Below are 22,387 nucleotides of genomic sequence, written 5' to 3'. Positions count from 1 at the left end.
AGTAAAAATGATTTTTATAAACAATCCACGTCAATCACGACCTGGATGCTTTTGAGCGTCTTATCGGTTAAAATATCAATAACCTTTTCTTGTATAAATGACTTTGCCGCCTTAAAATTAATCTTTTCTCGTTCAAGTTTAATGAGAATGTCGAACAAAAACTGATTTCTTACTCTTTCCACCAGCGGCGGTTGCGGTCCGAGAACCCGGCTGGCTCCCAGGTTGGCCGTCAGTTTGTCTGCCAGGATCTTGGCAGCCTTGCTGGAAGTGGCTTCGTCGACGTGCTTAACCGTCACTTTTATAAGCCTTGTAAAAGGCGGATAGTGGAATTTTTCACGCTCCTCGATTTCATCAGCATACATGCCTTCGTAATCGTTGTTAATGATCTTTTCCAGCAGCTTTTGACTAGGGTTACTCGTTTGAATAAGCACTTTTCCAGGCTTTTCAGCACGCCTTCCCGCTCGGCCGCTGACTTGTGTAAGCATTTGGAACGCCCGTTCGGAAGCACGAAATTCAGGGAAATGGATCATCCGGTCGGCATCAAAAATCCCGACAATGCTAACATTGTCAAAATCAAGGCCTTTGCTCACCATTTGTGTGCCGACCAAAATGTCGATTCCTCCTTCCTCAAACTCTGAAATGATCTGTTGATAAGCGTTTTTTGCCCTAGTCGTATCCAGGTCCATGCGTTGCACCCGCGCTTCAGGAAACATCGAATGGATCTCATCTTCAATCTTTTCCGTCCCGTAACCCATCGTTTTTACCTGCGTTGAACCGCATTGCGGGCAAGTTCTTGGGACTTCTTCTTTATGACCGCAGTAATGGCAGCGCACTTCGCCGGCTTTCATATGATAAGTCAGGCTCACGTCACAATTCGCACATTCCGGGATCCAGTTGCAGATTTCACATTGCAGATATGGCGAGTAACCGCGGCGGTTCTGGAAAAGAATGGTCTGTTCTTTATTTTGAAGATTTAATTTTAAATGGTCAATCAGCACAGATGAAAACTCATTTTTCATCTTCTTCGACTTCTTCTCCTTTTTTGTATTAATTAATTCAAAGGTCGGCAACGCTGCATTTCCAAATCGCTGCTTCATTTCTACAAACCCATATCTGCCTGTTTGAGCGTGATAGTAGCTTTCTAATGAAGGCGTTGCGGATCCAAGCAGCGTTTTGCCCTTGTGCATATAGGACATGATCACAGCCACATCGCGCGCATTGTAGCGCGGCGCCGGATCATGTTGCTTGTACGAAGTTTCGTGTTCCTCGTCAACGATGATTAAACCAAGATTATCAAAAGGAAGGAAAACGGCAGAACGAACGCCGACAACAAACTGAAACTTTCCATCCAAAATGCCTTTCCAAACTTCAACGCGCTCATTATCAGAAAACTTGGAATGATAAATGCCCATTGTGTCACCAAAAACCTTCCGCAGCCGCACAACGATTTGTGTAGTCAGGGCAATTTCGGGTAACAAAAACAGAACCTGCAGGCCACTTTCAAGGACTTGTTTGATCAGTTCAATGTAAACTTCGGTTTTGCCGCTGCCGGTTATGCCGTGCAAGAGCACAACTTCCTTTTCTGTAAAGAGTTCGTGGATTTGTTGAGAGGCTATTTTTTGCGTTTCCGTCAATGTAATGACCGCATTGCTGGCTGGAATGTCGTCAAATCTGGAAATGAAAATTTCAAATTGTTCGAAGATTCCCTTTTTAATTAACGTGTTCAGCGAGGCATCCGAAACATTGTCATCCTGGCTAAAAATGGATTTGTCAAGCCCTTTTTGATTTAGATCAGGATTGTTATAAACTGGAATGTAACTTAAATATTTTAAGAGAATTTCCTGCTGCTTCGGCGTTTTATCCAGCGAGCCTGCCAATTTGGAAAGTGCATCATTGGAAGTGTAAGCAGCATTCAACCTGATTTTTCGAACAACTTTCGGCTTATATCGTTCTTTAACCTCTTCAAAGAGGATAACGGCACGTTTGCCGACCATCGATTTGATGATTGCCGTTATGTTGGAACGCTGCAAAAGCCGCTCAACTTCCTCATAGGAAAGGGTTTGGTGCTTTTTGATCTCATCAACCACAATCCGCTCCTGATCCGTCAGCAGGTCATCATGATCAAATTCAGGATTGATCTGGATCCGTGACTGACTTGTGATTTTTAGTCCCGCCGGAAGCGCAATGTTAAGCACATCTCCAATATTGCATAAATAATATTCCGAAACCCAATTAAACAATTCAAGCTGCCGCCTTGTGACAATAGGTTCATCATCAAGCAGTTCAAGAATGTATTTCGCTTGGTATTTGGAAGGCGGATTCGAATGTATGTGAGCTACAACCGCCGTGGTTACCCTTTTTTGTCCAAACTGCACAATCACCCGCGCCCCCACCTTAATCATCCCGCTCATTTCCCTGGGAACCCTGTAAGTAAACAAAGAAGGGATCGGAACCGGCAATATCAGATCGGCAAAAAAAGTAGTTTCTTCCTCAAAAAGGGAGGCCATTGGCTGTTGGGAACGTAGTTTTAATTATTGGTAAAGAAGGGTAAAAAGTCACTAGGATGTATTTTTCGTACATCTATAAAAATATCATGCAGGTGATCAAAGTCGGAATCAGTTGTTACTAATGTCAAGTTTATTAGCGCGGCATAAGACGAAATCCATAGATCATTTTTACCCATATTTCTGGGCGTTTTGAAAGGATAGTTTTTAAAACCTGGATTTCTAAGCTGGGAAAAAGAGTCAATTTGGGAATATGTATTTATTGCAATATTTGTGATATCGGTGACGATCATCTCGTCTAAAAGACGCTCCAAAATACGGATTTTATTAAGTCCCCACTTATTTTGCAAAGCAAGGCATTTGATTTCTCCTTCCGAAACAATGGAAATATATACCTGCCTACTGTTCGGATTTAAAAAACGAATAAGATCTGGATGATTCGCTGCTCTAACAATTGCTACTAAAATATTTGTGTCAAAAAGAAGCCCCATTACTTAGTAGCCTCAAGTTGGCGTAACAAATCAGTCCACTCTTCGTCGCTAAAAGGTTCGATAGCAGGTCCTTCTTGCAGTGCTTTAATTAGTTTTTCAGTGCTTTTTCCCAATTTTTTGCCAAATGCATCTGCCCCGCCAGCAGCTAAGATTTCTTCGGCAGAATAGGACTTATGCGTGCGAAACATGCTAGAACTCGCGTTTGGCAATGTGATATCGACTTTCATAGTGTATATATTTGTTTAATCAAATATACGATTTTATTTGCAGAAGGAAAACCAACAAGATTGGCTCAAACAATGCAATCCATCCCCAACTCCACTGCATTTTCCCAGCCAATCATCGCATTGAACAACCTGATCTTACTAAAATAGGCAAGATCATCTTCGCTAATCCTTTCCTCTTTAATAACCCCCGATTCTAGTAAAAACGCTCGTTGCGTGCCTGGTAACAGCGGTGAATTGGGGGTAACCCAGGTAATTCCATTGTAAAAAGCAACATTGCCGTAAAGGGAATCGGTCACCAGGCCGTTTTTGATGATCAGGATTTCGTCGGCGTCATTTTGTTGGGCGAAAAGGGTGTTAAGTTCTTCGCGGTCTTCGTATTTGTAACGGTAATCGATGGCGTCGTGATATACGCGCCGGATTTTGCGGATGTTCCTATATGCGTATGGCTCCCATTTGATGACTTCTATTTCCTGGCTGTATGAAACGCGGCATTTATACAGCGTATTTTCAACATTGTCGGGGATTATGAGGAGTTCGGACAGGTTCCAGTAGTCGGAATAACCCCAAAGTTCGTGGCGCGTTCTGTTGAGCCGGGCTTCGTGGTAAGCAAGGTTTTTCAATTCACGATTCTCACAGCAGATCGTTTCAAAACATAACTTGCGGGACATGGGCGAAGGGGAGGTAAACTTTGTCGATTAATTCCTGATACTCTTTTTCTGCATTGCTTTGCGCGGTGATCCCGCCACCGCTTTTGAAAACCAGCTTTCCATCCTGATTTTCGATAAACCGGATCATGACCGCACTCTCAAAATTTTCTCCGTCGAAATATCCCATAACCCCCGTATAATAACCGCGGTCATAATTTTCTGCTTCCTCAATGATCTTTAATGTGCTCGGTTTCGGCGCTCCGGTGATGGAGCCGGCGGGAAGCATTTGAACCAATAAATCACCAAATTTCCCATCGAAATCATCAGGCAGAATCCCTGCGATTTCCGAGCTTACCTGCAATAATGTCTTATCATTTGTCTGAATGCGGTCGATATAGCGGTATTTTTCGACCCAAACTTTTTCTGCAACCATACTCAGGTCATTGCGGATCAGATCGACGATGGTGGCGTGTTCGGCGGCTTCTTTGGCGTCGGATAAAATTACATGCGCTGCATTCTGAACCGATGCGTCAATGGTGCCTTTCATCGGAAATGATGCAATCCGGTTGCCGTTGATCCGGACAAAAATTTCAGGAGAAAAGCAGACGAACTCATTTTTATACAAAAACCGGTAAGGCGCCTCACTATGAATAAAGATCTCTTCCAAAGTAAGGTCCGTAGTGATGTTTGTTGGAACCGAAAGATTGACCAAAAACGAATTGCCGGCCTTTAAATTAGCAACCACCCGATCAAATTTGACAACATAATCGGAAAAAGAAATGGGTTTTTTATGAAATGCGAAGTCGGAAAGGGGAGATTGCTTTTCATCTTTGCCGACGTTACCAAAACCATTCAGATCGAAGCTAATGTTGGTCAGTGCATTGTTGTCCAATGTCCAGGCTAGCGGCTTTTCGATGCGGTAATCTACAAGAAAAAGGAAGGGAGTTTTTGATTTTCCCCACTCGTTCAGCCTTTCCGCAAAGTCCCTGGCCTGGTCTTCCAAATCTTGATTCTAACTAAATAATGAACATTTTGAACAGCCAGCTAATTTACAAAGTTCAGAAACCAATATCTAAATTAACGGGTTTATTGAAGTAGGAGAGCACAATCGAATTAAGATTATCGCAATGCATATATATGATGTAATCGTTATTGGCGGCGGGCCATGCGGGCTGGCAATGGGTGTGGAATTGGCGAAAAGCGGCCTGGATTATCTGATTCTGGAAAAAGGAAATCTTACGGAATCAATTCGCAGATATCCACGGCGCATGAAGTTCTTTTCAACCGCTGAAAACATTGAGATCGGCGGAATTCCTTTCGCTATATCCGAAGTGAAGGCCAACCGGAACGAAGCACTACAATATTATAGAAAGGTTGCGGGCTATTACCACCTGAATTTTAAGCTCTTTATCGATGTGGACCGCGCGGAAAAGCAGCCCGACGGCACATTCCTGACTTATGCCAATGATGGTCAGGTCTTTCAATCTAAAAATGTGGTTCTGGCCACAGGCTATTTTGATGTTCCCCGGCTATTGAATGTGCCCGGCGAAGACCTGCCGCATGTATCGCATTACTATGATGAGCCTTTCAAATATTCTTTCACCAATGTGGTGCTCGTCGGCGGGTCCAATTCATCGGTGGAAGCTGCTTTGGAGCTTTACAGGCACGATGCACATGTGACGATCGTGCATAAGGAGGCCGATTTCCGTACAAAAGTGAAATATTGGCTTGTGCCTGATGTGAAAAACCGGGTTAAGGAAGGCAAAATTCACACGCGTTTTAACGCTGTTACTAAAAGAATCGAGCAGGGTAGGATTGAAATTGAAAATCTTGAAACTGGCGAAACAGAATGGCTTCCGGCGGACTTTGTATTCTTGCTCGTAGGATACCTTCCCGATGAACATTTGCTCGCAAGATGTGGCGTAGCGCTGGATGAAGTGACCAAGGTTCCGTCTTTTGACAAAGAAACCTTTGAAACGAATGTGCCCGGACTTTATCTCTGCGGAACAGTTATGGCGGGTGTTTTTACAGAAAAAGTCTTTATAGAAAACGGTCGTGATCATGCAGCCGCGATTGCAGATCATTTGTCTGGAAGGGAAGTCAGGGTGGTTAAAGAACTGATAGACAGGATCTGATTTACTGATCTACAAAAACCAGTTTCCTTTTTTTCTTTTTGGTCGAGAACTTTTCAATTTTCCCGATCAAGCCGTTGGCTCCGACAGCATAGCCTACATTCCCTGCAAAACTCATGGCGTGAAATCCTTCTTTGCCCAATTCCTGCCATGTTTTGCCCCAATCTGCCGAAAAGCTGCTGCCGGAAGGGCCGCTTGCGATTAATGCGTAATCATCGGATCTGAGCTCCGATTCGCCCGTCCAAACTGCATCCGTTTTATGATATAGTGCAACGCTTTCCTTCAAACCGCCAGGCTTGGTCATGCCCGTTAGTTTCCAGGTAATGCCGCCATCGCGTGTAATGAGCACATTCTGCGTTGAATCAGTCGTTTTCTTATAATCACCACCTACTGCAATGCCACTGCTTTTCGACCAGAACCGTAATCCAAAAATGCCGCTCGTTGGCCCGGCAGGCAACGGCGTTGCCGATACTTCCCAGGAACGGCCATAGTCATCTGAGCGGAAAACACGCGCCATTTTGCCTCCCCCGGTGCCTATGAAAACCTTTTCCTTCCCTGCAACAAGGATGGAGGTGCCACTGGCAGCAAAACATGCTTCACCTGGTTCAGCAACCGGCCGCTTCTCAACCGGCAATTCCTGCCAGCTTTTTCCGCCGTCTTCCGTAGTTAAAATGAATAACCTTCCATCGATCGGATCGCCCAGACAGATGCCTTTATTTTTATCCCAAAAGTCGATTCCATCCAGAAAAACCCCATTTTGTGTAGTTTGGTACACAAGCGACCAAGTCATTCCGCCGTCTTCTGTGCGGTAAATTTTGGCCTTATCGTGCTGTGCCTCACCCGCACTCATGGCCACTGCGACATCCTTATTGAAAGCATGAATGTCTCTGAAATCAAGCGAATCTGCACCCGAAATTTTTGAGGTTAGCCATTTCTTACCCCCGTTCACCGTTTTCAAAACAGTTCCTCCTGAACCGCCAATCCAGCACGTGGTTGGCGAAACGGCGTGCACTGCGCGCATGTGGATTTTCGCTTTTATATCAATGACCCTCCATTGCGCTGTTACCCATTGTGGCGTGAGAAATACGGTAATTAATGCAAGCGACTTAAAAATGGTTGGGCTTAGTGGCACAGTATTTTTATTATTTTACAGTTCAAACTTATTATTCTCACAAAATAAGAAATTCATATGAACAAGAATCAAAAATTTCTGATAGGCTCAATAGGTGCACTTTTGACAGGTATTGCGATTGGCCTTTTAGTTGCTCCTAAGGACGGGAAAGACACTCGTAAATTGATCAAAAATAAAGCAAATGATCTTGGCGGCAATGCAAAAGACAAATACGAAAAAAGCCTTGAAGAACTGTCTGTTTTAGCTGACAGACTGAAAGATGGCTTCTTGAAAAACGTTGGCAATGCAAAAGACAAAGCTGGATCTGTTGCTGACAATGTGAATGAAAGAGTACGTGGAGTAGTAAACAACGGATAAGCATCTGACATCGACCATATTGCGAGGGCTGTTTCTTCAATGAAGCAGCCCTCTTATTTTGGGATTTGGTCAACTATTTTTTTGATAGCCTGATTAATATCCTCAGTAAAATTGCTGCTCTTTTCAGGAATAATGCCTTCCGCACCTCCCTGCCACACCATCTTGTTGGTCGAAGAATCTACCAAGTCGATCATGATTGTGCCTTCGCGGTATTTGCCGACAACTACTTCCTCGCTTTTCCAGGTATAGCGCCTTTGACCCATATAACGCGGAAGCCCGTCCGTACGAAAATCTGTTTGCCGTGTTTGTGATTTTTCTTCAACATTCAATGCAATGTTAATTTTCAGATTGGCATCCCGGGCTTCGTCAAGGCCCCTTGCTTGCAGATTTTGCGCAATCGCCGTTTTAATGAAGCCTATGTTTTTCTCAAAGTTTTGAGAAATCGTATCCCCTCTGGCTTCAATGTCATAAAATCCAAAAGTGTCGTAATTTGACAATTTGAAGTCGTCCTCTTGTCTGGAATTAAGGATCTTATAAGAAGAGTTACACCCTGAAATGACAACAGCAGCAAAGAAAAACAAGATTGAAATACAAAAAGTCTTCATAACATTAGCTTCTAAGTTGACCATTTATCCAATTACGCTACCCAACTCTTTTGCAGCTGCCATGCTAATGCCCTTATAATACATGAATTCACTCATCACGGCGGTTTGCTCTTCCTCCGTTTTGGCATGAACCGCTTGCTGCAAGCACACCTTCATTTTTTCCTCAATAAATGCCTTTTTAAGCCTCAGAATGTTTATAAAGGCTGTTTTGTCTAAAACGTCAGTTTCAAAAGGAACAAAAATCTCATATTTTTCGGACCATAATTCGCTTAACTCATATTTGTTGGCAAGCCAGTCAATGGTCAGGTTTCTGATCTCCGGTTCGTGATGGTTTAAAAAATAATCCGTAGGCAGTACGTGATTCCGGTTGAAATTTTCCCGGAAGAGCACAAGCAAATGGTGGAAAACCGTGTCCTTGAAATCAATTCCTTCGATCTCGCTTAATACATACTGACAAACGGTTATAGACGGTTCCAGCTCACGCGCGCCATAAACCACCAATAACCGGATAAATGCTTCTTCCTGGTAGTATAACTTGCTGCGCTGCGGAGCCTCTGTATGGGAAGTTTGTGGCGCAAAAAAGTCAGAAGGAGGTTCGTTCTGTCCGGTTTGGGAGTCGCCGGAGAACAATGCATCAAGATCTGCCGGACTCTCAGGTGCCTGATAACCTTGGCGGGGCACCCTTTCCTGCGGCTTTTGTGTATGGAGCTTGCGCAGGATTTTATTACCTTCCGTGATCAGCATCTGCTCATCCACCTTCATCATTTCGGATGTCCGATGGAAAAAAACCTGCCGCTTAATCGCGTCCGGGATCTTCACAATGCTATTAACGACTTCCCCGATCACTGCTGCCAGTCGAAAAGGATCATTTCCAGCGTCCTGCAACAACATTTCTGTTTTGAAGGTGATAAAATCCTTCGCGTTGTTTTTCAGGTAAGCTTTAAAAGCCTCCGCACCGACCTTCCGGACGTAGCTATCCGGATCGTCGCCGTCCGGGAAGAGGACAATGCTGACATTAAGGCCTTCTTCCAGAACAAGGTCCAGACCGCGCAATGCAGCTTTAATTCCGGCAATATCGCCATCATAGAGGATCGTGACATTTGGAGTAAACCGGCCAATGAGCCGGATCTGCTCCACGGTCAGCGAGGTTCCGGACGAAGCCACAACATTCTCGATTCCTCCCTGATTCAGCGAGATCACATCCGTATAACCCTCAACCAAATAACAATGGTCAAGCTGTCGGATCGCATTTTTCGCCTGGAAAATGCCGTATAGGACATCACTTTTGTGATAAACTTCGGTTTCCGGCGAGTTAAGATATTTGGGCTGATTAGCCGCTTTACTTTTGTCGGATTTAAGGATCCGCGCGCCAAAGGCAATGACTTTTCCGGCCACGTTATGGATCGGGAAAATGACCCGGCCGCGAAAACGGTCGTAACCGGCAGTCTGGCTGCCTTCTTTATGAATCAGTAAGCCGGCCTTTTCGAGTAATTGGGTAGAATAACCTTTTGCAAGGGCCACCTTTGAAAAAGCGTCCCACGTATCCAGGCTGTAACCAAGTTCAAATTTCTTGCGAATTTCACCTGTAAAACCCCTTTCCTTGAAATAGCTAAGCCCCACAGCCTGCCCTTCATCACTTTCATGAAGCTGCTGGACATAAAAGTTTTTAGCAAAATTAAGAATGATATAAAGGCTCTCCCGCTCATTCTGCCGAAGCGCTTCCTCATCCGTAACTTCCTCTTGTTCAATCTCAATGTTGTATTTGTCGGCCAGATAGCGCAATGCTTCGCCATAACCGACGCCGTCGATGTCCATAACGAACTTAATGGAGTCTCCTGCTGCTCCGCAGCCGAAGCATTTATAAATCTGCCGGACAGGGTTAACGTTGAATGATGGCGTCTTTTCGTTGTGAAACGGGCAACAGGCCGAGTAATTCGCCCCTTTCTTTTTTAACGACACAAAATCCCCCACCACTTCCACAATGTCAGCGGTTTGTTTGATCCTTTCAACAGTTTCAGGGTTTATGCGCATATGAGTATTTTGAGCGGCTTTTGCAATATTATCGTTCTATCTGCCGCTTTGGAAGTCCGAAGCAGCGCGTAATCTTTAACAAAAAAGATAGTGCTTAAATTTTGAACACCGGCGATTATTTACAAATTAATAAGGTAAAGACACATTGAGCAATAATTAGGCAATATTTCCGTAGATTTGATGACAGCCGTTTAATCAGTCAGAATTTTTAGAGAAATGTCTACGTTTTTCTCAGTTTAGCTAAGAAAATCACAATAGAAAGCTTTTTTCTAATTACTTTAATTTGTTATTTTGCGGTGTTGAAAGTTATCGGAGAAATTATCAGATGTTTATATAGATAATAAAAATATAGTGTGTGTATAGTGTGAAACAGGGCATGGAAATTTTTCTATGCCTTTGTTTTTTTTACAACCACCTCGTTTTCAATTATATATATTGCTGATAAAGGTCGATTAACTTACTTACTGCGTTCGTTTCCTCCGTTTCGCATTCGTTTTGCAAGCGAATTCTCCCTCTCTTAAGTTCCGCGACCAGGTTAATGGTTGCAATGTCCTCATACACAACACAAAAGCGAGCTCTGGAAACGGTATTGGAAGCCAGCACCACTACATTACAAGCATGTGCTTCGTATATGGAGAGCGAAACCCCGTCCGTGGTTGTGTTCCTGATAAATGCGTCTGAAACGCGCAAAATATTCATGAAATCATGCGGACCGTCAATGAATAGTACATTTTCTGGAACGATCCCGAAGGATTTTTCGATGAAAGGTCGATAGTTACCGGAAGGATCGGAGATGACCAGGCCACCAGAATTTACATTACGGATACTGTTAATGATCTGCGAAATTCCGTAAGTTTCCTTTGCGTTTTTGTCAAAAGCCAGATTCCATGCATTTGTACAAAACAAAAATTCAAAGCGTTTACGGAAGTCGCTTAGCTGCTGCGCACATTGTGGGTCCAGTGGAATGATGCGGGCAGCCGGGATGAATGTGAAGATGAGCAGCGCGTTGGGATTGCAACATTTGGCTTTTGTCAAACTTTCATCGTTCTGGACAATCGGCACTGCGCAGAGGAAGGCGGACACGCGAACTGCCCAATTCCCCGCAAAACGATATCGTCCCCAGTTTCCATGATAAGTCAGAAGCAGCCGCTTCCTTATCAGGACACATAGCATGGCAAACAGCAACTGAAAATAGGGGTTGGATGCATGCAGGTGAATGGTTCGATACCTTATGATTTTCCTGATAATGTTCGCCCATTTATCAGTTTTGAAATCACAAAAGGTGAAACAGTCGAATCCATTTCGTGGTAAATGTTCAATTAACCGGCTTACATGCATGGTTACCCCTCCAATCGGTGGCGGAAGCCGCCCAATGATCAGCACCTTATTCATCTGCTAATCCAATATGCGCTTTTTGAACATGTTGAGAATAGAAATAAATGCACATTAACAGGATAGGAGCCAGGCAATTGATCGTCACGCTCTTTGCTGGCAGGATCACGAAAACACTGCCAACTGTGTGATTGTAAATCAGATAAAAGGCGAAACTGACCAACAACAAGCCCAGCTTTCTATCCATTTTGCATACGGAAATAAGCTGGATCAGCAGGCGAACAAACAAGCCGTAAAAATAAACCAGACCAAGCATTCCATTTTCGGCGAGTAATGTATAAAACATCGAATGCGCTTCGCGGTAACCTGGGCCCAGCGTTTCAAAACTCCCGGTTCCGTGGCCGGTTAGCGGTTTCAGAAGAAATAAATGATAGGCTATTTCATAAATTTCAGCCCGTCCGCTGATCTCCTGCAGCTTGTCAAAAAGAGAATCTGTCGCCAGCGAATCGCCAAATCTTAATGTCCAGAAATATGCCATATCGGAGTCCTGGTATTGAGAAAGAAGATCCGGGACAAAACCGATTATCCCGAAAGCCAAGAGCAAAAAGTGCCAGAACCGAAAATGATTTCCGGCCAGTATTGACGTCAGTATTATATAGGGAATGATCAACAGGACGGCACCGCGGGAGAATGAGAATACGACCACACTGAGCAGGATTGCAGAAAGCGCCAGTCTGACCAAGCTATTTAATGCACGCCGGGAAGCATAAAGCAATACAAATGGCCAAAGAAGAATGAAGTACGCCATTGTGACATTCGTATCGGTAATGTTCCGGGTCGCCAGTAAGTTATCTGAGCCCATGTAGCTGGCTCCGGCAACGACTAACCCGAAAGTCCCGATGCCAAGAATAATATATAAGGCGCAAAGATAAAGTTCCAGATTTTCAGCAAAGTCAATAGCTGTGCTTACTTGTTTCAGGTAAATGAAAAAGAATGGTAGCACTATCAAATAGAACAAAAATCCACCAGCAACAATGTTTGCGAAATTCGGTGAAATCAGGAGAAAGAATGCCTGAATATTGATCCAGGAAAACAGAAACAGCTTTTCACCCTGAGTCAGAGAAACGGGTTTTCGAAGGAAGAAATAAGCGAAATAGCAGCTCAGGATTCCAAAGGGCACTAACCGCCAAAATGAATTGGCACCTGCAGTAAATGCATATTTTTGAAATAAATGTAGAAACTGCGTGAAAACCGGAATGGCAAGCACGTGGAAAAGCTTGTGTTTGGAGGAGGAAAGCAGACTGATAATGCAGTAAATGTAGAATGCGAGGACCAGAGCGGTTTGCATTTCATCCTCACCCAAAAGCAAAACTTGCTCAAACAACTTTCCTAAAGTCAACACGAGCATGCATGCCGCCAGCCAGTACATTGCTGCTTGAATTCCTAGTCGAGCCATTCGGCAATGATTTTAGCAGTGAAATCCACCGATTCACATTGCGTAAAATGTGTGAATGGCGCAATGGCTGCAAGCTTTTCTTGGTGATCTGTGTCTTGCAAGCTGGTTTTTAATGCATTATATAATTGCTGTCGGTTTGTCACGACTTTGTCTATTTGCAAAGCATTCAGCGGAACCTGATGCGCATAATCGTAAAGCCTTTGTACGGATTGGTGATAGGGAAGTGGGATTTTGCCATCATAAGCAATGCTGATAACAGGTTTTTTGCAAGCCGCAGCATCCAGTTTCATCGTGGAAGCAAATTGAACGCACACATCACAAATCCGCAGCATTTGAGCTAGCGAATGCAGAAAGTCCAGCTCAGGAAACCAATTATAAAACAATTCACGGTTCTTCGCAGGCAGGTTTTTAGGATGCCATAATGTGACAAATTGCTCACGGGCTATGTGCGCATAAGCATTTGCACCATCCCCCGGATGGCATCGAATGATGACATGCACGTTGTTTTCGCCTCTTGCAAATTGTAGCACGTCTTCTATGATTTCCAGTTGATTAGGAAAATGCCGATTGGCACTCGTAGCGATCAGGATTATAAATTTGCCGCTTTTTACATTGAAAAGTCTTCTAGCGCGCTCATAGTATGCTTCGGACCGATGCTGGAAATAGCAGTCAAATCGCGGAATGCCGGTAGCGACAACTTTTGGCTGCTTCAACTTAAAAATGGAATAGAAATGCAGAAACTCGTTTTTCATGAAATCATTCCAGACCAATGTGCAATTATGGTCAGCGTTAATAAGGCCTTTGGAGGTCAGGTTATCCCAACTAATGATCATTGCCAGTGACTTGACATGATGTCTTCCAAGAAAGTTTACGACCTGATTTTCTCTCAAATCCAACGGCGACGAGGAAATTACGCCTTTGAAATGATAGGAGAGGAGAGGTTTTAACCTGATTGAGAAAGATGTGAGAGTGATAATAAGCCGTCTTAATGTACATAAGGCAGTTTTAGTAATGTGCAACAGGCTCAGAATCCAAAGCAACTTTCGAATCAGCAATGCTTTCCATTTCTCTTCATTTTGGTACTTAATAGTCTGAGTGATAATGTTGAAATGATAAGCAAAAAGTGCCTTTTCTACTTTTCTCAGATAGCAAAGCCAGGCCGATTCACGTGGAAAATCTACATGAATTAGCTTCACGTGAAGATTGAAATGCTTGTTAATCTCGGCTAGTTCAGCAGTAAGGATCATCGTTGACATGATATAAACGTCATATTTAATTCCCAATCTTTTAATCAAACCGCTGTGAATGATATTCATAGCCGCAAAACTGTTGGTTACGAGAATTAAGAGACGTTGCTTTGTTGCTTCCTCCATATTTTAAAAAAGATTTCAGCGAGCTCCCAGTCCTCCGGTGTATTAATGTTGATATCGGGTAAACTTTTATCCTCATAGCCAACCATTTTCCCGCCCATCAGCAGATCCTTGGCGAGCAGGGTGGTTTTTAGGAGGTAAATCTTTCCATCCCGACAAAAAATGTCAGGCAACTCCTGTCGTCGCGTGGGCATATCTTCATGCTGCACAACCCGTTGCAATGCGTTGCCGGTTACACCAAGTGCCCAAAGTGGATGGTACTTCTCCGGGATTTTTCTAATGGTTACCAGGCTATCCGCATCCGTTTCCAGCATGTGCGCAAAGGCTTGATCGATCAAATCCCAGGTCCGACATGGCGAGGTGGGCTGCAACAGGCATATGTAGTCAAACTCCGTTTGTTGTTCTTTGTAATAGTTCACGGCGTGTTTTACCACTTCCAACGATGGCGTGTCGTCAGCCGCCAGTTCAGAGGGCCTCACAAACGGCGCTTCCACGCCTTCCCAACTTTTTGCAAAAGCAATGGTTTCCACACAATCACTCGATACGACAATCCTGGTAAGAAGTTCGGATGCCAATGCAGATTCGATCGAATATTGGATAAGGGGCTTGCCGGCAAGCAGTCTCATGTTTTTCCCCGGGATTTCCTTGGAACCTTTCCTGGCGGGAATGATGGCTAGTATTGATTTAGAATCCATTAATAGGTGATTTGTTTGTGTGTGTTTAAATCCGCTGTGGCCAGCAAATCGGCAATTTGTAGCCCCGCATTTCCATTGCCGTATATGAATGAGCTTTTGTAAGGACCGTTTGCAACCTGTTTCTGCACTACTTCTATGATTGCTTCGGGATCAAAATTCACGTCAATTACATTGCAGGATCTTTCCCGGCCGCTTTGCCTGCTGCCAATGTTCACAACCGGAATGCCCAGCAATGATCCCTCCCTGATGCCTGTGCTGGAATTTCCGACGAGGCATGCACAATGTGTAATAAGCTTTAAAAATGTTTCTGGATTTAAGTTTCGCAGAAAATGGATCTTGTGATTCTTCGTTGTTTCGCTATATCGCTGGATTTCTTTCATAATGCAGTCGGCTCCGTAATCTGCATTGGGAGTAAACCAGAATGTTGGAATTTGCAGCGCCTCAACGGCCGTAAGCAAACCCTTAAACTGATCCTTAATCAACCCGCCCTCATTCGTCACCGGATGCTGCATAACCACCAGATATTTGCTCGCGGGAAATTTTAAATGGCCACATTCATAGTCGAATTGCGGGGAGGCATCACTCTTCGCCTGTATCGCAAGGTCGATGGACGGGCAGCCCGTATGCCATACTTTGTCTGGATTTTCGCCCATAGCAATCAGGCGCGCGCGGGCAGACGCCGTTGCTACGAAATGCATATCCGCGAGCTTGGAAACTGCATGCCGCACACGCTCGTCAATGTTGCCGGTCACTTCGCCACCTTGTACGTGCGCCAGGGGAATGTTCATAAAGGAAGCGGCTATCGCAGCAGACATTGTTTCGTATCTGTCGGCAATGGTTACCACGATATCTGGCCGTATATTTTCCAATACAGAAGCCAATTCAATGATTCCCAGCCCGGTTGTCTTTGCAGCAGCCGTGGTATTTTCGTTTTCGAGCAGGTTGGAAACCTTTATAATGTTCCTGAAACCGTCCCGTGCGAGGAGGTTTTGCATTCCGCCATACTTATCCAGCAGACCGCTTCCGGTAAGTACGAGTTGCAGCCGGAGTAACGGATGCGCTTTTATAGCAATTAGAAGTGTTTTGATCCTGCTATAACTGGCTCTTGCTGTGATTACTACGCAAATTTTTCGTTTCATAGCAAATCACTGAAATTCAGGAATGACCACTTAGGAAGATCGCGCTGCAACTGCCTGCCAACGACCGTTTCAAAATGCGCAGCCGACACACCATATCCCGCTGGTTTCTTCGCTTCCAGGTCGTACAACGTCAAAATGTGACCTGTGTCCAAGTCATTATTGACTGCCAGTGACTTACCAAAAGTCGTCTTCAACATTGCATACTCTGAACTATCAGCTTTATCAACCGGATATTTCATTGCCGTTTCAATCTGCCGGACGCCCTTTACAAGCTGCTTGACCTGATCAATATTTATGGAAGACGTGGAGTCAGGGCCAAACATTCTCTGATCAAAGGTGACGTGAAATTCCAGAATCTCGGCGCCCGTGGCAGCCGCTGCAAGACAAGCATAGATGTCTCCCGAATGATCAGAAAACCCAATCGGGATCTGGAAACGATCTTTCAGAAGAGGGATCACATTCAATCCCCACTGATGCGGGCCGGTAGGATAGGACGATGTGCATTGCAATAGTGAAAGCTTGCATTTGCCCCTCACCGCCGCTAGCGCGCTGTCCAGCTCGGCAAGGGAGCTCATTCCGGAGGAAAGCGTCATTTCGGTTGCCAGCTTTGCAGCGGAGGAAAGTAGCAGAAGATTACTCATTTCCCCGGATCCGATCTTGATCCTGCTAACGCCAATTCTTTCCAACAATCCAACTGCGCTGATGGAAAACGGGCTCGCCACGAAATCCAGATTTTTCTGCTCGCAATGTGCCTTTAAGCCTGCCCATTCTTCTTCGGAAAACTCCATCCTTTTCCAATAATCCATCCGGGAAAGGTCGTTATAGGAAAAATTTGTCCGGAACGGCTCGTGAATGCTGCTTTCCGCCTCCGCAATGTGAACCTGAAATTTGATAGCGTCAACGCCGCTCGATGCCAGCGCGTCAATATAGGAGTGTGCCAGCCCCAAGCTCCCTTCATGCGCCTGGCCGATCTCCGCCATCATGTAAATGTTGTTTTGCATAGTGTGATCGATGATTTGATATAATGATAGGTTATGATTTTCGCCTTATAGCGTTGAACAAATGACGTTTCTCTTGTTTGTAATAACCGTAACTGTATCCAGGCATTTCCTTCGTGTCATTCAATATCAAATGCAGGCTGGGCAACTGTTTGGCATCCTGGATATCCTTGATAATTTCCAACTGGCTTTTGAATGTAAATTGCTGTCGAACGACATATAAGGACATGTCGGCCAAATGGCTCAGCAAGCGGGCATCTGTCACCAATCCTATTGGAGGCGTGTCCAAAACGACATAGTCGTATCGCGTTTTTAGTGAACTAATCAGTTGATCCACTTTTGGTAAGCCTAGTAATTCCGCGGGATTGGGTGGAACGCTGCCCGCTGTGATGAACGCAAACGGATGTTTTGAAGACGGTTGCTGGATGTATTCCTGGAAATTTACATCAGACAAAATGTAATTTGTGAAACCCTCTTCTTTCAGCATGAGGTCCTTCGCCAGCCGCGGCCTGCGCAGGTCGAGTTCCAGAAGCAAGACCTTCTTATTTGTGAGTGCAAGCGAACCGCATAGGTTAACGGCAATAAAAGATTTCCCTTCACCGCCCATGCTGGATGTTAACAGAATAACCTGATTTTGTTGAGGCGCCGAAAGAAATTGTACATTGGTTCTTAAAACCCGAAACTGCTCGGCAATACGACTCTGCGAATTTGAGTAAACACTTGTTTCTAAGCTATAATTATGAGATATCTCGGCTAGCAAGCTGATATTAAGAAGATCAGCAAAATCATGTCTGCCTGTGACTTTGGTGTTGAGAATGTGCCTTAAATGAATAATTGCCAGCGGTAAACCAATGCCGATAAAGCCGGACATCAGCATAACCAATTGCTTATTCGGTTTAACAGGCTCGGGACCAGCTTTGGGTTTGTCGATAATTCGTGCGTTGGCAAACGTGGACGATCTTGAAATGGAAGTTTCTACGCCTTTTTTCAGCAACAAAATGTAGAGCTCCTGCTTAATTTGCTGCTGCCTCCTCGCTTCAAATAAGAGCCGTTCAATTGCAGGAATACGCTTTAACTCTTGTTGAACCTCATCATTATAGCTGCTCATAGCCAGCATTCCTATCCGCAAATCACCATGTTGGGCATTTAGATTGGCAATCAAATCTTGTCTCAGGCGGTTGAGCTGCGCTTTCAAACCCAGGACATTCGGATGCGATTCATGCATTGTTACCAGATCATTCGTAAAGGCCAATTGAGTTGCATTGTATTTTTCGACAATGGATAGGAAGCCTTGGTCCTGAATTAAAAGCTGAGTGGGAATGATATGTTGCGGACTGGCATGAAGAAATTGGAGCAAGGAATCGACCGTTCTCGCCTGAACTTCATACTTGCTTTTATCGCGCCCGTATTCAGCCGATTGATTTAGAAGCTGCCGGACGTTTTCACTCAAATCAGTGATATGATGTAAACTTTGAAACCGCTCAATCGCTTTCTCACTATCCGTCAGCTCGACTGAAACTTGATTGAGGTTTTGATTAATAAATGCAATGGTGCTGTCAGCAACACGATTTTTATCATGAATACTGGCTTTGAAATAATTCCGTAACAGCCTGTCCAGAATGGCTTCTCCCTTTGCAGGAATTGCGTCAGTAAGCGAAAGGTTTACGGTACTGACAAATTTGTTGGTAGCCGCAATGATGAGCGCTTTTCTGTAATGATCAACCAGGATCTGCGGGTCCTGAATCACGATCGAATGCTGATCTTGGGTATCTAGCAGGTGAGAAGTGCGGTATACTATGCAGTGGCCATGGGGAAGGGCTATGCTATCTCCAAAAATACCAGTAAATGTCTGCGAACCAAGTTGAAGCTTATAATGACCCCTCTCTCCAATCGTCACAACATAGGTGCCTGGTGGACTTTTGGAATGCTGTGCTTGGCTTACAAATCTTAATCTGAAAGGCGAATTCTTGAACAGTTCAGTGGTTTTTACGCGTCCGGTGGAGTAGTATCGGACATTTAGTTGCAGATCCTCCACGACGCTCTCCATAAGCGTCCTGCTTTTCAGTATTTCAATCTCATTGTCCACGCTACTTTGCATGGACGACAACCCCATACTTTCCAGGAATGCTGCATCTCCAAATTCTGAGCCCTTCGCATCATCACGAACCAGAATTGATGCTTTTACCAGAAATTGAGGCGTATTATAGCGAAGATAAAGGAGTCCGAAAGCTACACTGAATACGAGCGAAACGGTTACCCAATGCCAGTAGTCCCTGACATCGTTTAGTAATGTCAGCGCTTTTTTGACATTTGCCGAGTCTCCTTTGTTGATGTTCGTAATGTGTTCCAATCGCTTCTCCTGCATATGGTCTAATTTTCAGTTTAGACGTAGGAGCAAGATATCGGTCACTCGAAAACGAATATTTTTTTCGAAAAAAGGCAAAATAAAAATCCCTGACCCGCTATATATCAGCAGATCAGGGATTTAAGTGTTAAATTTTTTCTTAGTCGAAATGCACTTTCACCTTTTTTAATGCTGATCCTACAACCTGGTGCATGTCATAGTAACGATACTCGGCCAAACGACCACCGAAAATTACGTTAGGCTCCTGTTCTGCAAGCGCTTTATATTGGCTAAAAATGGCGGAGTTTTTATCATCATTTACCGGATAATATGGCTCAGAACCTTTTTCCCACTCCTGTGGAAATTCATGAGTTATCACCGTTTTAGGCTGTGTTCCGAATTCGAAGTGCTTGTGTTCAATAATCCTTGTGAAAGGTGTTTCGCCATCAGTATAATTAACCACCGCATTGCCCTGGTAGTTTTCCTGATCTAGCAGCTGGTTTTCAAATCGCAAGCTTCTGTATTCAAGCTGCCCGAATTGGAAGCCGAAATATTCATCAATCGGGCCTGTGTAAACAACCGTTTCCGCAAGTGCTGTCAGCGCTTCGCGCTCTTTGAAAAAGTCAACGCCTGTTCTAACTTCGATGCCTTCCAGTAAACCTTCGGTGAGTTTGTTATAACCGCCGATAGGAATGCCCTGGTAGCGATCATTGAAGTAGTTATTGTCAAAAGTAAACCGGACAGGCAGGCGCTTAATGATGAAGGCAGGCAACTCAGTGGCTTTTCTGCCCCATTGCTTTTCTGTATATGCTTTAATCAGCTTGTGGTAGATATCTGTTCCTACCAACGAAATGGCTTGCTCTTCCAGGTTTTGCGGGTCTTTTATACCAGCTTCTTCCACCTGCTGCTTAATTTTTTCCTTCGCTTCTTCCGGCGTTTTCACTTTCCACAATTGGTAAAAAGTGTTCATATTAAATGGGAGGTTATACAGCTCTCCATTAAAATTGGCTACCGGCGAATTGGTGTAGCGGTTGAATTCCACAAATGAATTCACATAGTCCCAAATGTCTCTATCATTCGTATGGAAAATATGCGCACCGTATTTGTGAACATTAATTCCTTCTACATTTTCACAAAAAATATTTCCTCCTGTGTGATTCCTGCGGTCGATAACCAGGCACTTCTTTCCTCTCTTAGTTGCTTCGTGTGCGAAAATAGAACCCCATAGCCCTGCGCCAACGATCAGATAATCGTATTGTTTCATTGTTTGTATGCCCTAATTAATAGTTGAGATGAATTTTTAAGGTGTTATCAAAAGAGAAAGGCTCCCATCAGGAGCCTTTCTCTTTTCAATTTATCGTTAACTTCTATGGAAGAAGTTTAAGTTCTACACGACGGTTTTTCAATAGACCTTCACGTTTCGCGCTGTCAGCTATTGGTTTGAATGAACCGAAGTAGTCAACAATCACTTTGCTAGGATCTGTCAAACCAGCTTCGTTGATCAGGAAGTTCTTCACTGCATCTACACGACGTTTCGAAAGAGCAATGTTGTAACGATCTGTCGCACGACGGTCTGTGTGACCTGCAAGTTGCAGACGGCATCCGTTCAAGTTCATCAAACGAGCTACGTTTTTAAGCATTTCTTGCGCCTCAGGCTTGATCGTATTTTTATCTGTATCGAACATTACGTTAGCAAAGATCTCTGCGCAAGCTGCACCATTTTTAAGTGCATTTTTAACGTAAGCGTCGAAGTCAAGAACGCGACCACCACCGTCAACAATGCTTCCAGCTGGTGAATTAGGCTCTTTATCGAAGAAGTCAGAAACACCGTCACCATCTGTATCAAGCAACAATCTTGGGTCGATATCCTTAGGACGGTTTGCCTTAGCAACTGAGTCCATTTCTTCAAGTGTAAGAATTTTTGGTGGCTTGATCAACACTTTAGGATCTGTGTAACGCAAGTGGTAGTAACCGCCTTCTTCTGGCTTGTAATCCCATTTGCCGTCAACTTTCGCAACTTTCAATGGATTTTTACCCAATTTGTAAGTTACCTGAACCGATCCGTATCCGTAGCTGTCAAGCTCAGAATTTCCTTTGCGGGAAGTTTTTTGATCTGCGATATCAAAGCTGCCTGGGGTTCTGTCATAGTCACCACCGTAAGTTGCATCGATATAGTCAGAGTTTGTATGGTTCAAACGGAAGTCAAGACCGATGTCAATTCTCTTAGTTACTTCGTAGTTCACATTAAGACCTGTAGGAATGATCCAGTCGTTCATGTTTCCTGTTTCGCGAAGTTTAACACCGCCTGTCAGGTCATATGCAGTTGCGTCGTAGAATACTTGACCAACACCCACATATGCGTCAACTTTCCATCTTTTCATCTTATTTGGTCCCATTAAAAGACCTTTAAGATTAACTGTTCCTGCAAGAGAAACATCGAAATAGTTGCCTTCAAAGTAACGGTTGTAATTGCGGCGTTTCATACCTCTCAAATTACCGATAGAAGCATCAAGTCTTGCACCGAATAAATATGAAAGTTGTTTGTTTAATGTCAAGCCTCCTTGAATAGTACCGGATTCTTTGTGGCTGTCCGAAGTTGTTTTCGTTACAGGCCAGAAATCATATTCTCTCAAATCGCCGAAGAACATAGAAGGGCCAATGTGTGCAGAAATTGACCATGTGTTCAATTTGTAGGGGCCATCATAGGTTGCTTTGGGATTGTAATCCGGAGAATTCGGCTGCTCTAGTGGTTGTGCCAATGAAGGCAGCGCCATCATTGCCGCCAGGGCAAACGAACAAATCAACTGGGATACTTTTTTCATACTATTCAAGTTAGCGTTATTAAGATTAACTAGGATTGATCTATAGTCAATTATGAGTAAAAGATGTATTTATTCATGGCCAAACTTACTTTAACCAAATGCCTA

19 protein-coding genes are annotated in these 22,387 nt (G+C 44.1%); 2 read left to right on the top strand and 17 right to left on the bottom strand.

Annotation, left to right across the window (positions count from 1 at the left end; all coding sequences use genetic code 11):
* Positions 1-14: 14 nt before the first annotated feature.
* The 5 genes from priA to LZG74_RS23350 all read right to left on the bottom strand — a co-directional run bounded on the left by priA (position 15) and on the right by LZG74_RS23350 (position 4,872).
* Positions 15-2,507, bottom strand: coding sequence for a primosomal protein N' (gene priA / locus LZG74_RS23370; RefSeq protein WP_233798922.1), 2,493 nt, complete (start codon positions 2,505-2,507; stop codon positions 15-17).
* A gap of 20 nt (positions 2,508-2,527) precedes the next feature.
* Positions 2,528-2,995 carry a type II toxin-antitoxin system VapC family toxin gene (locus tag LZG74_RS23365; protein ID WP_233798921.1) on the bottom strand — a complete coding sequence of 156 codons (468 nt, stop codon included), beginning with the start codon at positions 2,993-2,995 and terminating at the stop codon, positions 2,528-2,530.
* Positions 2,995-3,222 carry a hypothetical protein gene (locus LZG74_RS23360; RefSeq protein WP_233798920.1) on the bottom strand — a complete coding sequence of 76 codons (228 nt, stop codon included), beginning with the start codon at positions 3,220-3,222 and terminating at the stop codon, positions 2,995-2,997. Before LZG74_RS23360 ends, LZG74_RS23365 begins: the two co-directional genes overlap by 1 nt.
* 65 nt (positions 3,223-3,287) lie before the next feature.
* Positions 3,288-3,890 (bottom strand): aminotransferase class IV family protein, encoded by a 603-nt coding sequence (locus tag LZG74_RS23355; RefSeq protein ID WP_233798919.1) that lies wholly within the window; start codon positions 3,888-3,890, stop codon positions 3,288-3,290.
* Positions 3,868-4,872 (bottom strand): aminodeoxychorismate synthase component I, encoded by a 1,005-nt coding sequence (locus LZG74_RS23350; protein WP_233798918.1) that lies wholly within the window; start codon positions 4,870-4,872, stop codon positions 3,868-3,870. Before LZG74_RS23350 ends, LZG74_RS23355 begins: the two co-directional genes overlap by 23 nt.
* A 124-nt stretch (positions 4,873-4,996) precedes the next feature.
* On the opposite strand from LZG74_RS23350, the gene LZG74_RS23345 reads away from it, so the two are divergent.
* On the top strand, positions 4,997-6,004 hold the full coding sequence (locus tag LZG74_RS23345; protein ID WP_233798917.1) for a YpdA family putative bacillithiol disulfide reductase: 1,008 nt from the start codon (positions 4,997-4,999) through the stop codon (positions 6,002-6,004).
* Between the two features lies 1 nt (position 6,005).
* Here LZG74_RS23345 and LZG74_RS23340 read toward each other — a convergent pair whose 3' ends face one another.
* Positions 6,006-7,133, bottom strand: coding sequence for an oxidoreductase (locus tag LZG74_RS23340; RefSeq protein WP_233798916.1), 1,128 nt, complete (start codon positions 7,131-7,133; stop codon positions 6,006-6,008).
* A gap of 57 nt (positions 7,134-7,190) precedes the next feature.
* Here LZG74_RS23340 and LZG74_RS23335 point away from each other — a divergent pair, with 57 nt between their 5' ends.
* Complete coding sequence (locus LZG74_RS23335; protein ID WP_233798915.1) at positions 7,191-7,490, top strand: YtxH domain-containing protein; 300 nt, start codon at positions 7,191-7,193, stop codon at positions 7,488-7,490.
* 53 nt (positions 7,491-7,543) lie between these two features.
* Here LZG74_RS23335 and LZG74_RS23330 read toward each other — a convergent pair whose 3' ends face one another.
* From LZG74_RS23330 to LZG74_RS23280, 11 genes are all read right to left on the bottom strand, one after another.
* Complete coding sequence (locus LZG74_RS23330; RefSeq protein WP_233798914.1) at positions 7,544-8,095, bottom strand: DUF4136 domain-containing protein; 552 nt, start codon at positions 8,093-8,095, stop codon at positions 7,544-7,546.
* Between the two features lie 24 nt (positions 8,096-8,119).
* Positions 8,120-10,126, bottom strand: coding sequence for a DNA primase (gene dnaG, locus LZG74_RS23325; RefSeq protein WP_233798913.1), 2,007 nt, complete (start codon positions 10,124-10,126; stop codon positions 8,120-8,122).
* A 426-nt stretch (positions 10,127-10,552) separates the two neighbouring features.
* Positions 10,553-11,518: a glycosyltransferase gene (locus LZG74_RS23320; protein ID WP_233798912.1), complete on the bottom strand. Its 966-nt coding sequence runs from the start codon at positions 11,516-11,518 to the stop codon at positions 10,553-10,555.
* Positions 11,511-12,914 carry an O-antigen ligase gene (locus LZG74_RS23315; RefSeq protein ID WP_233798911.1) on the bottom strand — a complete coding sequence of 468 codons (1,404 nt, stop codon included), beginning with the start codon at positions 12,912-12,914 and terminating at the stop codon, positions 11,511-11,513. The genes LZG74_RS23320 and LZG74_RS23315 overlap by 8 nt, the downstream gene beginning before the upstream one ends.
* Entirely contained in the window at positions 12,902-14,287 is a 1,386-nt protein-coding gene (locus LZG74_RS23310; RefSeq protein ID WP_233798910.1) for a CDP-glycerol glycerophosphotransferase family protein, read from the bottom strand. Before LZG74_RS23310 ends, LZG74_RS23315 begins: the two co-directional genes overlap by 13 nt.
* Complete coding sequence (locus LZG74_RS23305) at positions 14,257-14,979, bottom strand: cytidylyltransferase domain-containing protein (RefSeq protein ID WP_233798909.1); 723 nt, start codon at positions 14,977-14,979, stop codon at positions 14,257-14,259. Before LZG74_RS23305 ends, LZG74_RS23310 begins: the two co-directional genes overlap by 31 nt.
* Complete coding sequence (gene neuC / locus LZG74_RS23300) at positions 14,979-16,118, bottom strand: UDP-N-acetylglucosamine 2-epimerase (protein WP_233798908.1); 1,140 nt, start codon at positions 16,116-16,118, stop codon at positions 14,979-14,981. The genes LZG74_RS23305 and neuC overlap by 1 nt, the downstream gene beginning before the upstream one ends.
* Positions 16,115-17,119: an N-acetylneuraminate synthase family protein gene (locus tag LZG74_RS23295; protein WP_233798907.1), complete on the bottom strand. Its 1,005-nt coding sequence runs from the start codon at positions 17,117-17,119 to the stop codon at positions 16,115-16,117. The genes neuC and LZG74_RS23295 overlap by 4 nt, the downstream gene beginning before the upstream one ends.
* A 31-nt stretch (positions 17,120-17,150) precedes the next feature.
* Positions 17,151-19,481: a tyrosine-protein kinase family protein gene (locus LZG74_RS23290; RefSeq protein WP_233798906.1), complete on the bottom strand. Its 2,331-nt coding sequence runs from the start codon at positions 19,479-19,481 to the stop codon at positions 17,151-17,153.
* A 139-nt stretch (positions 19,482-19,620) separates the two neighbouring features.
* Positions 19,621-20,724: a UDP-galactopyranose mutase gene (glf, locus tag LZG74_RS23285; RefSeq protein ID WP_233798905.1), complete on the bottom strand. Its 1,104-nt coding sequence runs from the start codon at positions 20,722-20,724 to the stop codon at positions 19,621-19,623.
* A 103-nt stretch (positions 20,725-20,827) separates the two neighbouring features.
* On the bottom strand, positions 20,828-22,282 hold the full coding sequence (locus LZG74_RS23280) for an OmpA family protein (RefSeq protein WP_026631887.1): 1,455 nt from the start codon (positions 22,280-22,282) through the stop codon (positions 20,828-20,830).
* Positions 22,283-22,387 lie beyond the last annotated feature (105 nt).

The sequence above is a fragment of the Dyadobacter sp. CY327 genome (genome assembly GCF_021390415.1).
GTDB classification, from domain to species: domain Bacteria; phylum Bacteroidota; class Bacteroidia; order Cytophagales; family Spirosomataceae; genus Dyadobacter; species Dyadobacter chenhuakuii.
This window is presented reverse-complemented; position numbering and strand designations above follow the sequence as displayed.

Bases quoted from the DNA above. Each gene is read 5' to 3' on its own strand.
- glf (WP_233798905.1), bottom strand. From the start codon at position 20,724: ATGAAACAATACGATTATCTGATCGTTGGCGCAGGGCTATGGGGTTCT.
- neuC (WP_233798908.1), bottom strand. From the start codon at position 16,118: ATGAAACGAAAAATTTGCGTAGTAATCACAGCAAGAGCCAGTTATAGC.
- LZG74_RS23345 (WP_233798917.1), top strand. From the start codon at position 4,997: ATGCATATATATGATGTAATCGTTATTGGCGGCGGGCCATGCGGGCTG.
- LZG74_RS23320 (WP_233798912.1), bottom strand. From the start codon at position 11,518: ATGAATAAGGTGCTGATCATTGGGCGGCTTCCGCCACCGATTGGAGGG.
- LZG74_RS23290 (WP_233798906.1), bottom strand. From the start codon at position 19,481: ATGCAGGAGAAGCGATTGGAACACATTACGAACATCAACAAAGGAGAC.
- LZG74_RS23280 (WP_026631887.1), bottom strand. From the start codon at position 22,282: ATGAAAAAAGTATCCCAGTTGATTTGTTCGTTTGCCCTGGCGGCAATG.
- LZG74_RS23365 (WP_233798921.1), bottom strand. From the start codon at position 2,995: ATGGGGCTTCTTTTTGACACAAATATTTTAGTAGCAATTGTTAGAGCA.
- dnaG (WP_233798913.1), bottom strand. From the start codon at position 10,126: ATGCGCATAAACCCTGAAACTGTTGAAAGGATCAAACAAACCGCTGAC.
- LZG74_RS23295 (WP_233798907.1), bottom strand. From the start codon at position 17,119: ATGCAAAACAACATTTACATGATGGCGGAGATCGGCCAGGCGCATGAA.
- LZG74_RS23310 (WP_233798910.1), bottom strand. From the start codon at position 14,287: ATGGAGGAAGCAACAAAGCAACGTCTCTTAATTCTCGTAACCAACAGT.
- LZG74_RS23360 (WP_233798920.1), bottom strand. From the start codon at position 3,222: ATGAAAGTCGATATCACATTGCCAAACGCGAGTTCTAGCATGTTTCGC.
- priA (WP_233798922.1), bottom strand. From the start codon at position 2,507: ATGGCCTCCCTTTTTGAGGAAGAAACTACTTTTTTTGCCGATCTGATA.
- LZG74_RS23335 (WP_233798915.1), top strand. From the start codon at position 7,191: ATGAACAAGAATCAAAAATTTCTGATAGGCTCAATAGGTGCACTTTTG.
- LZG74_RS23305 (WP_233798909.1), bottom strand. From the start codon at position 14,979: ATGGATTCTAAATCAATACTAGCCATCATTCCCGCCAGGAAAGGTTCC.
- LZG74_RS23355 (WP_233798919.1), bottom strand. From the start codon at position 3,890: ATGTCCCGCAAGTTATGTTTTGAAACGATCTGCTGTGAGAATCGTGAA.
- LZG74_RS23330 (WP_233798914.1), bottom strand. From the start codon at position 8,095: ATGAAGACTTTTTGTATTTCAATCTTGTTTTTCTTTGCTGCTGTTGTC.
- LZG74_RS23315 (WP_233798911.1), bottom strand. From the start codon at position 12,914: ATGGCTCGACTAGGAATTCAAGCAGCAATGTACTGGCTGGCGGCATGC.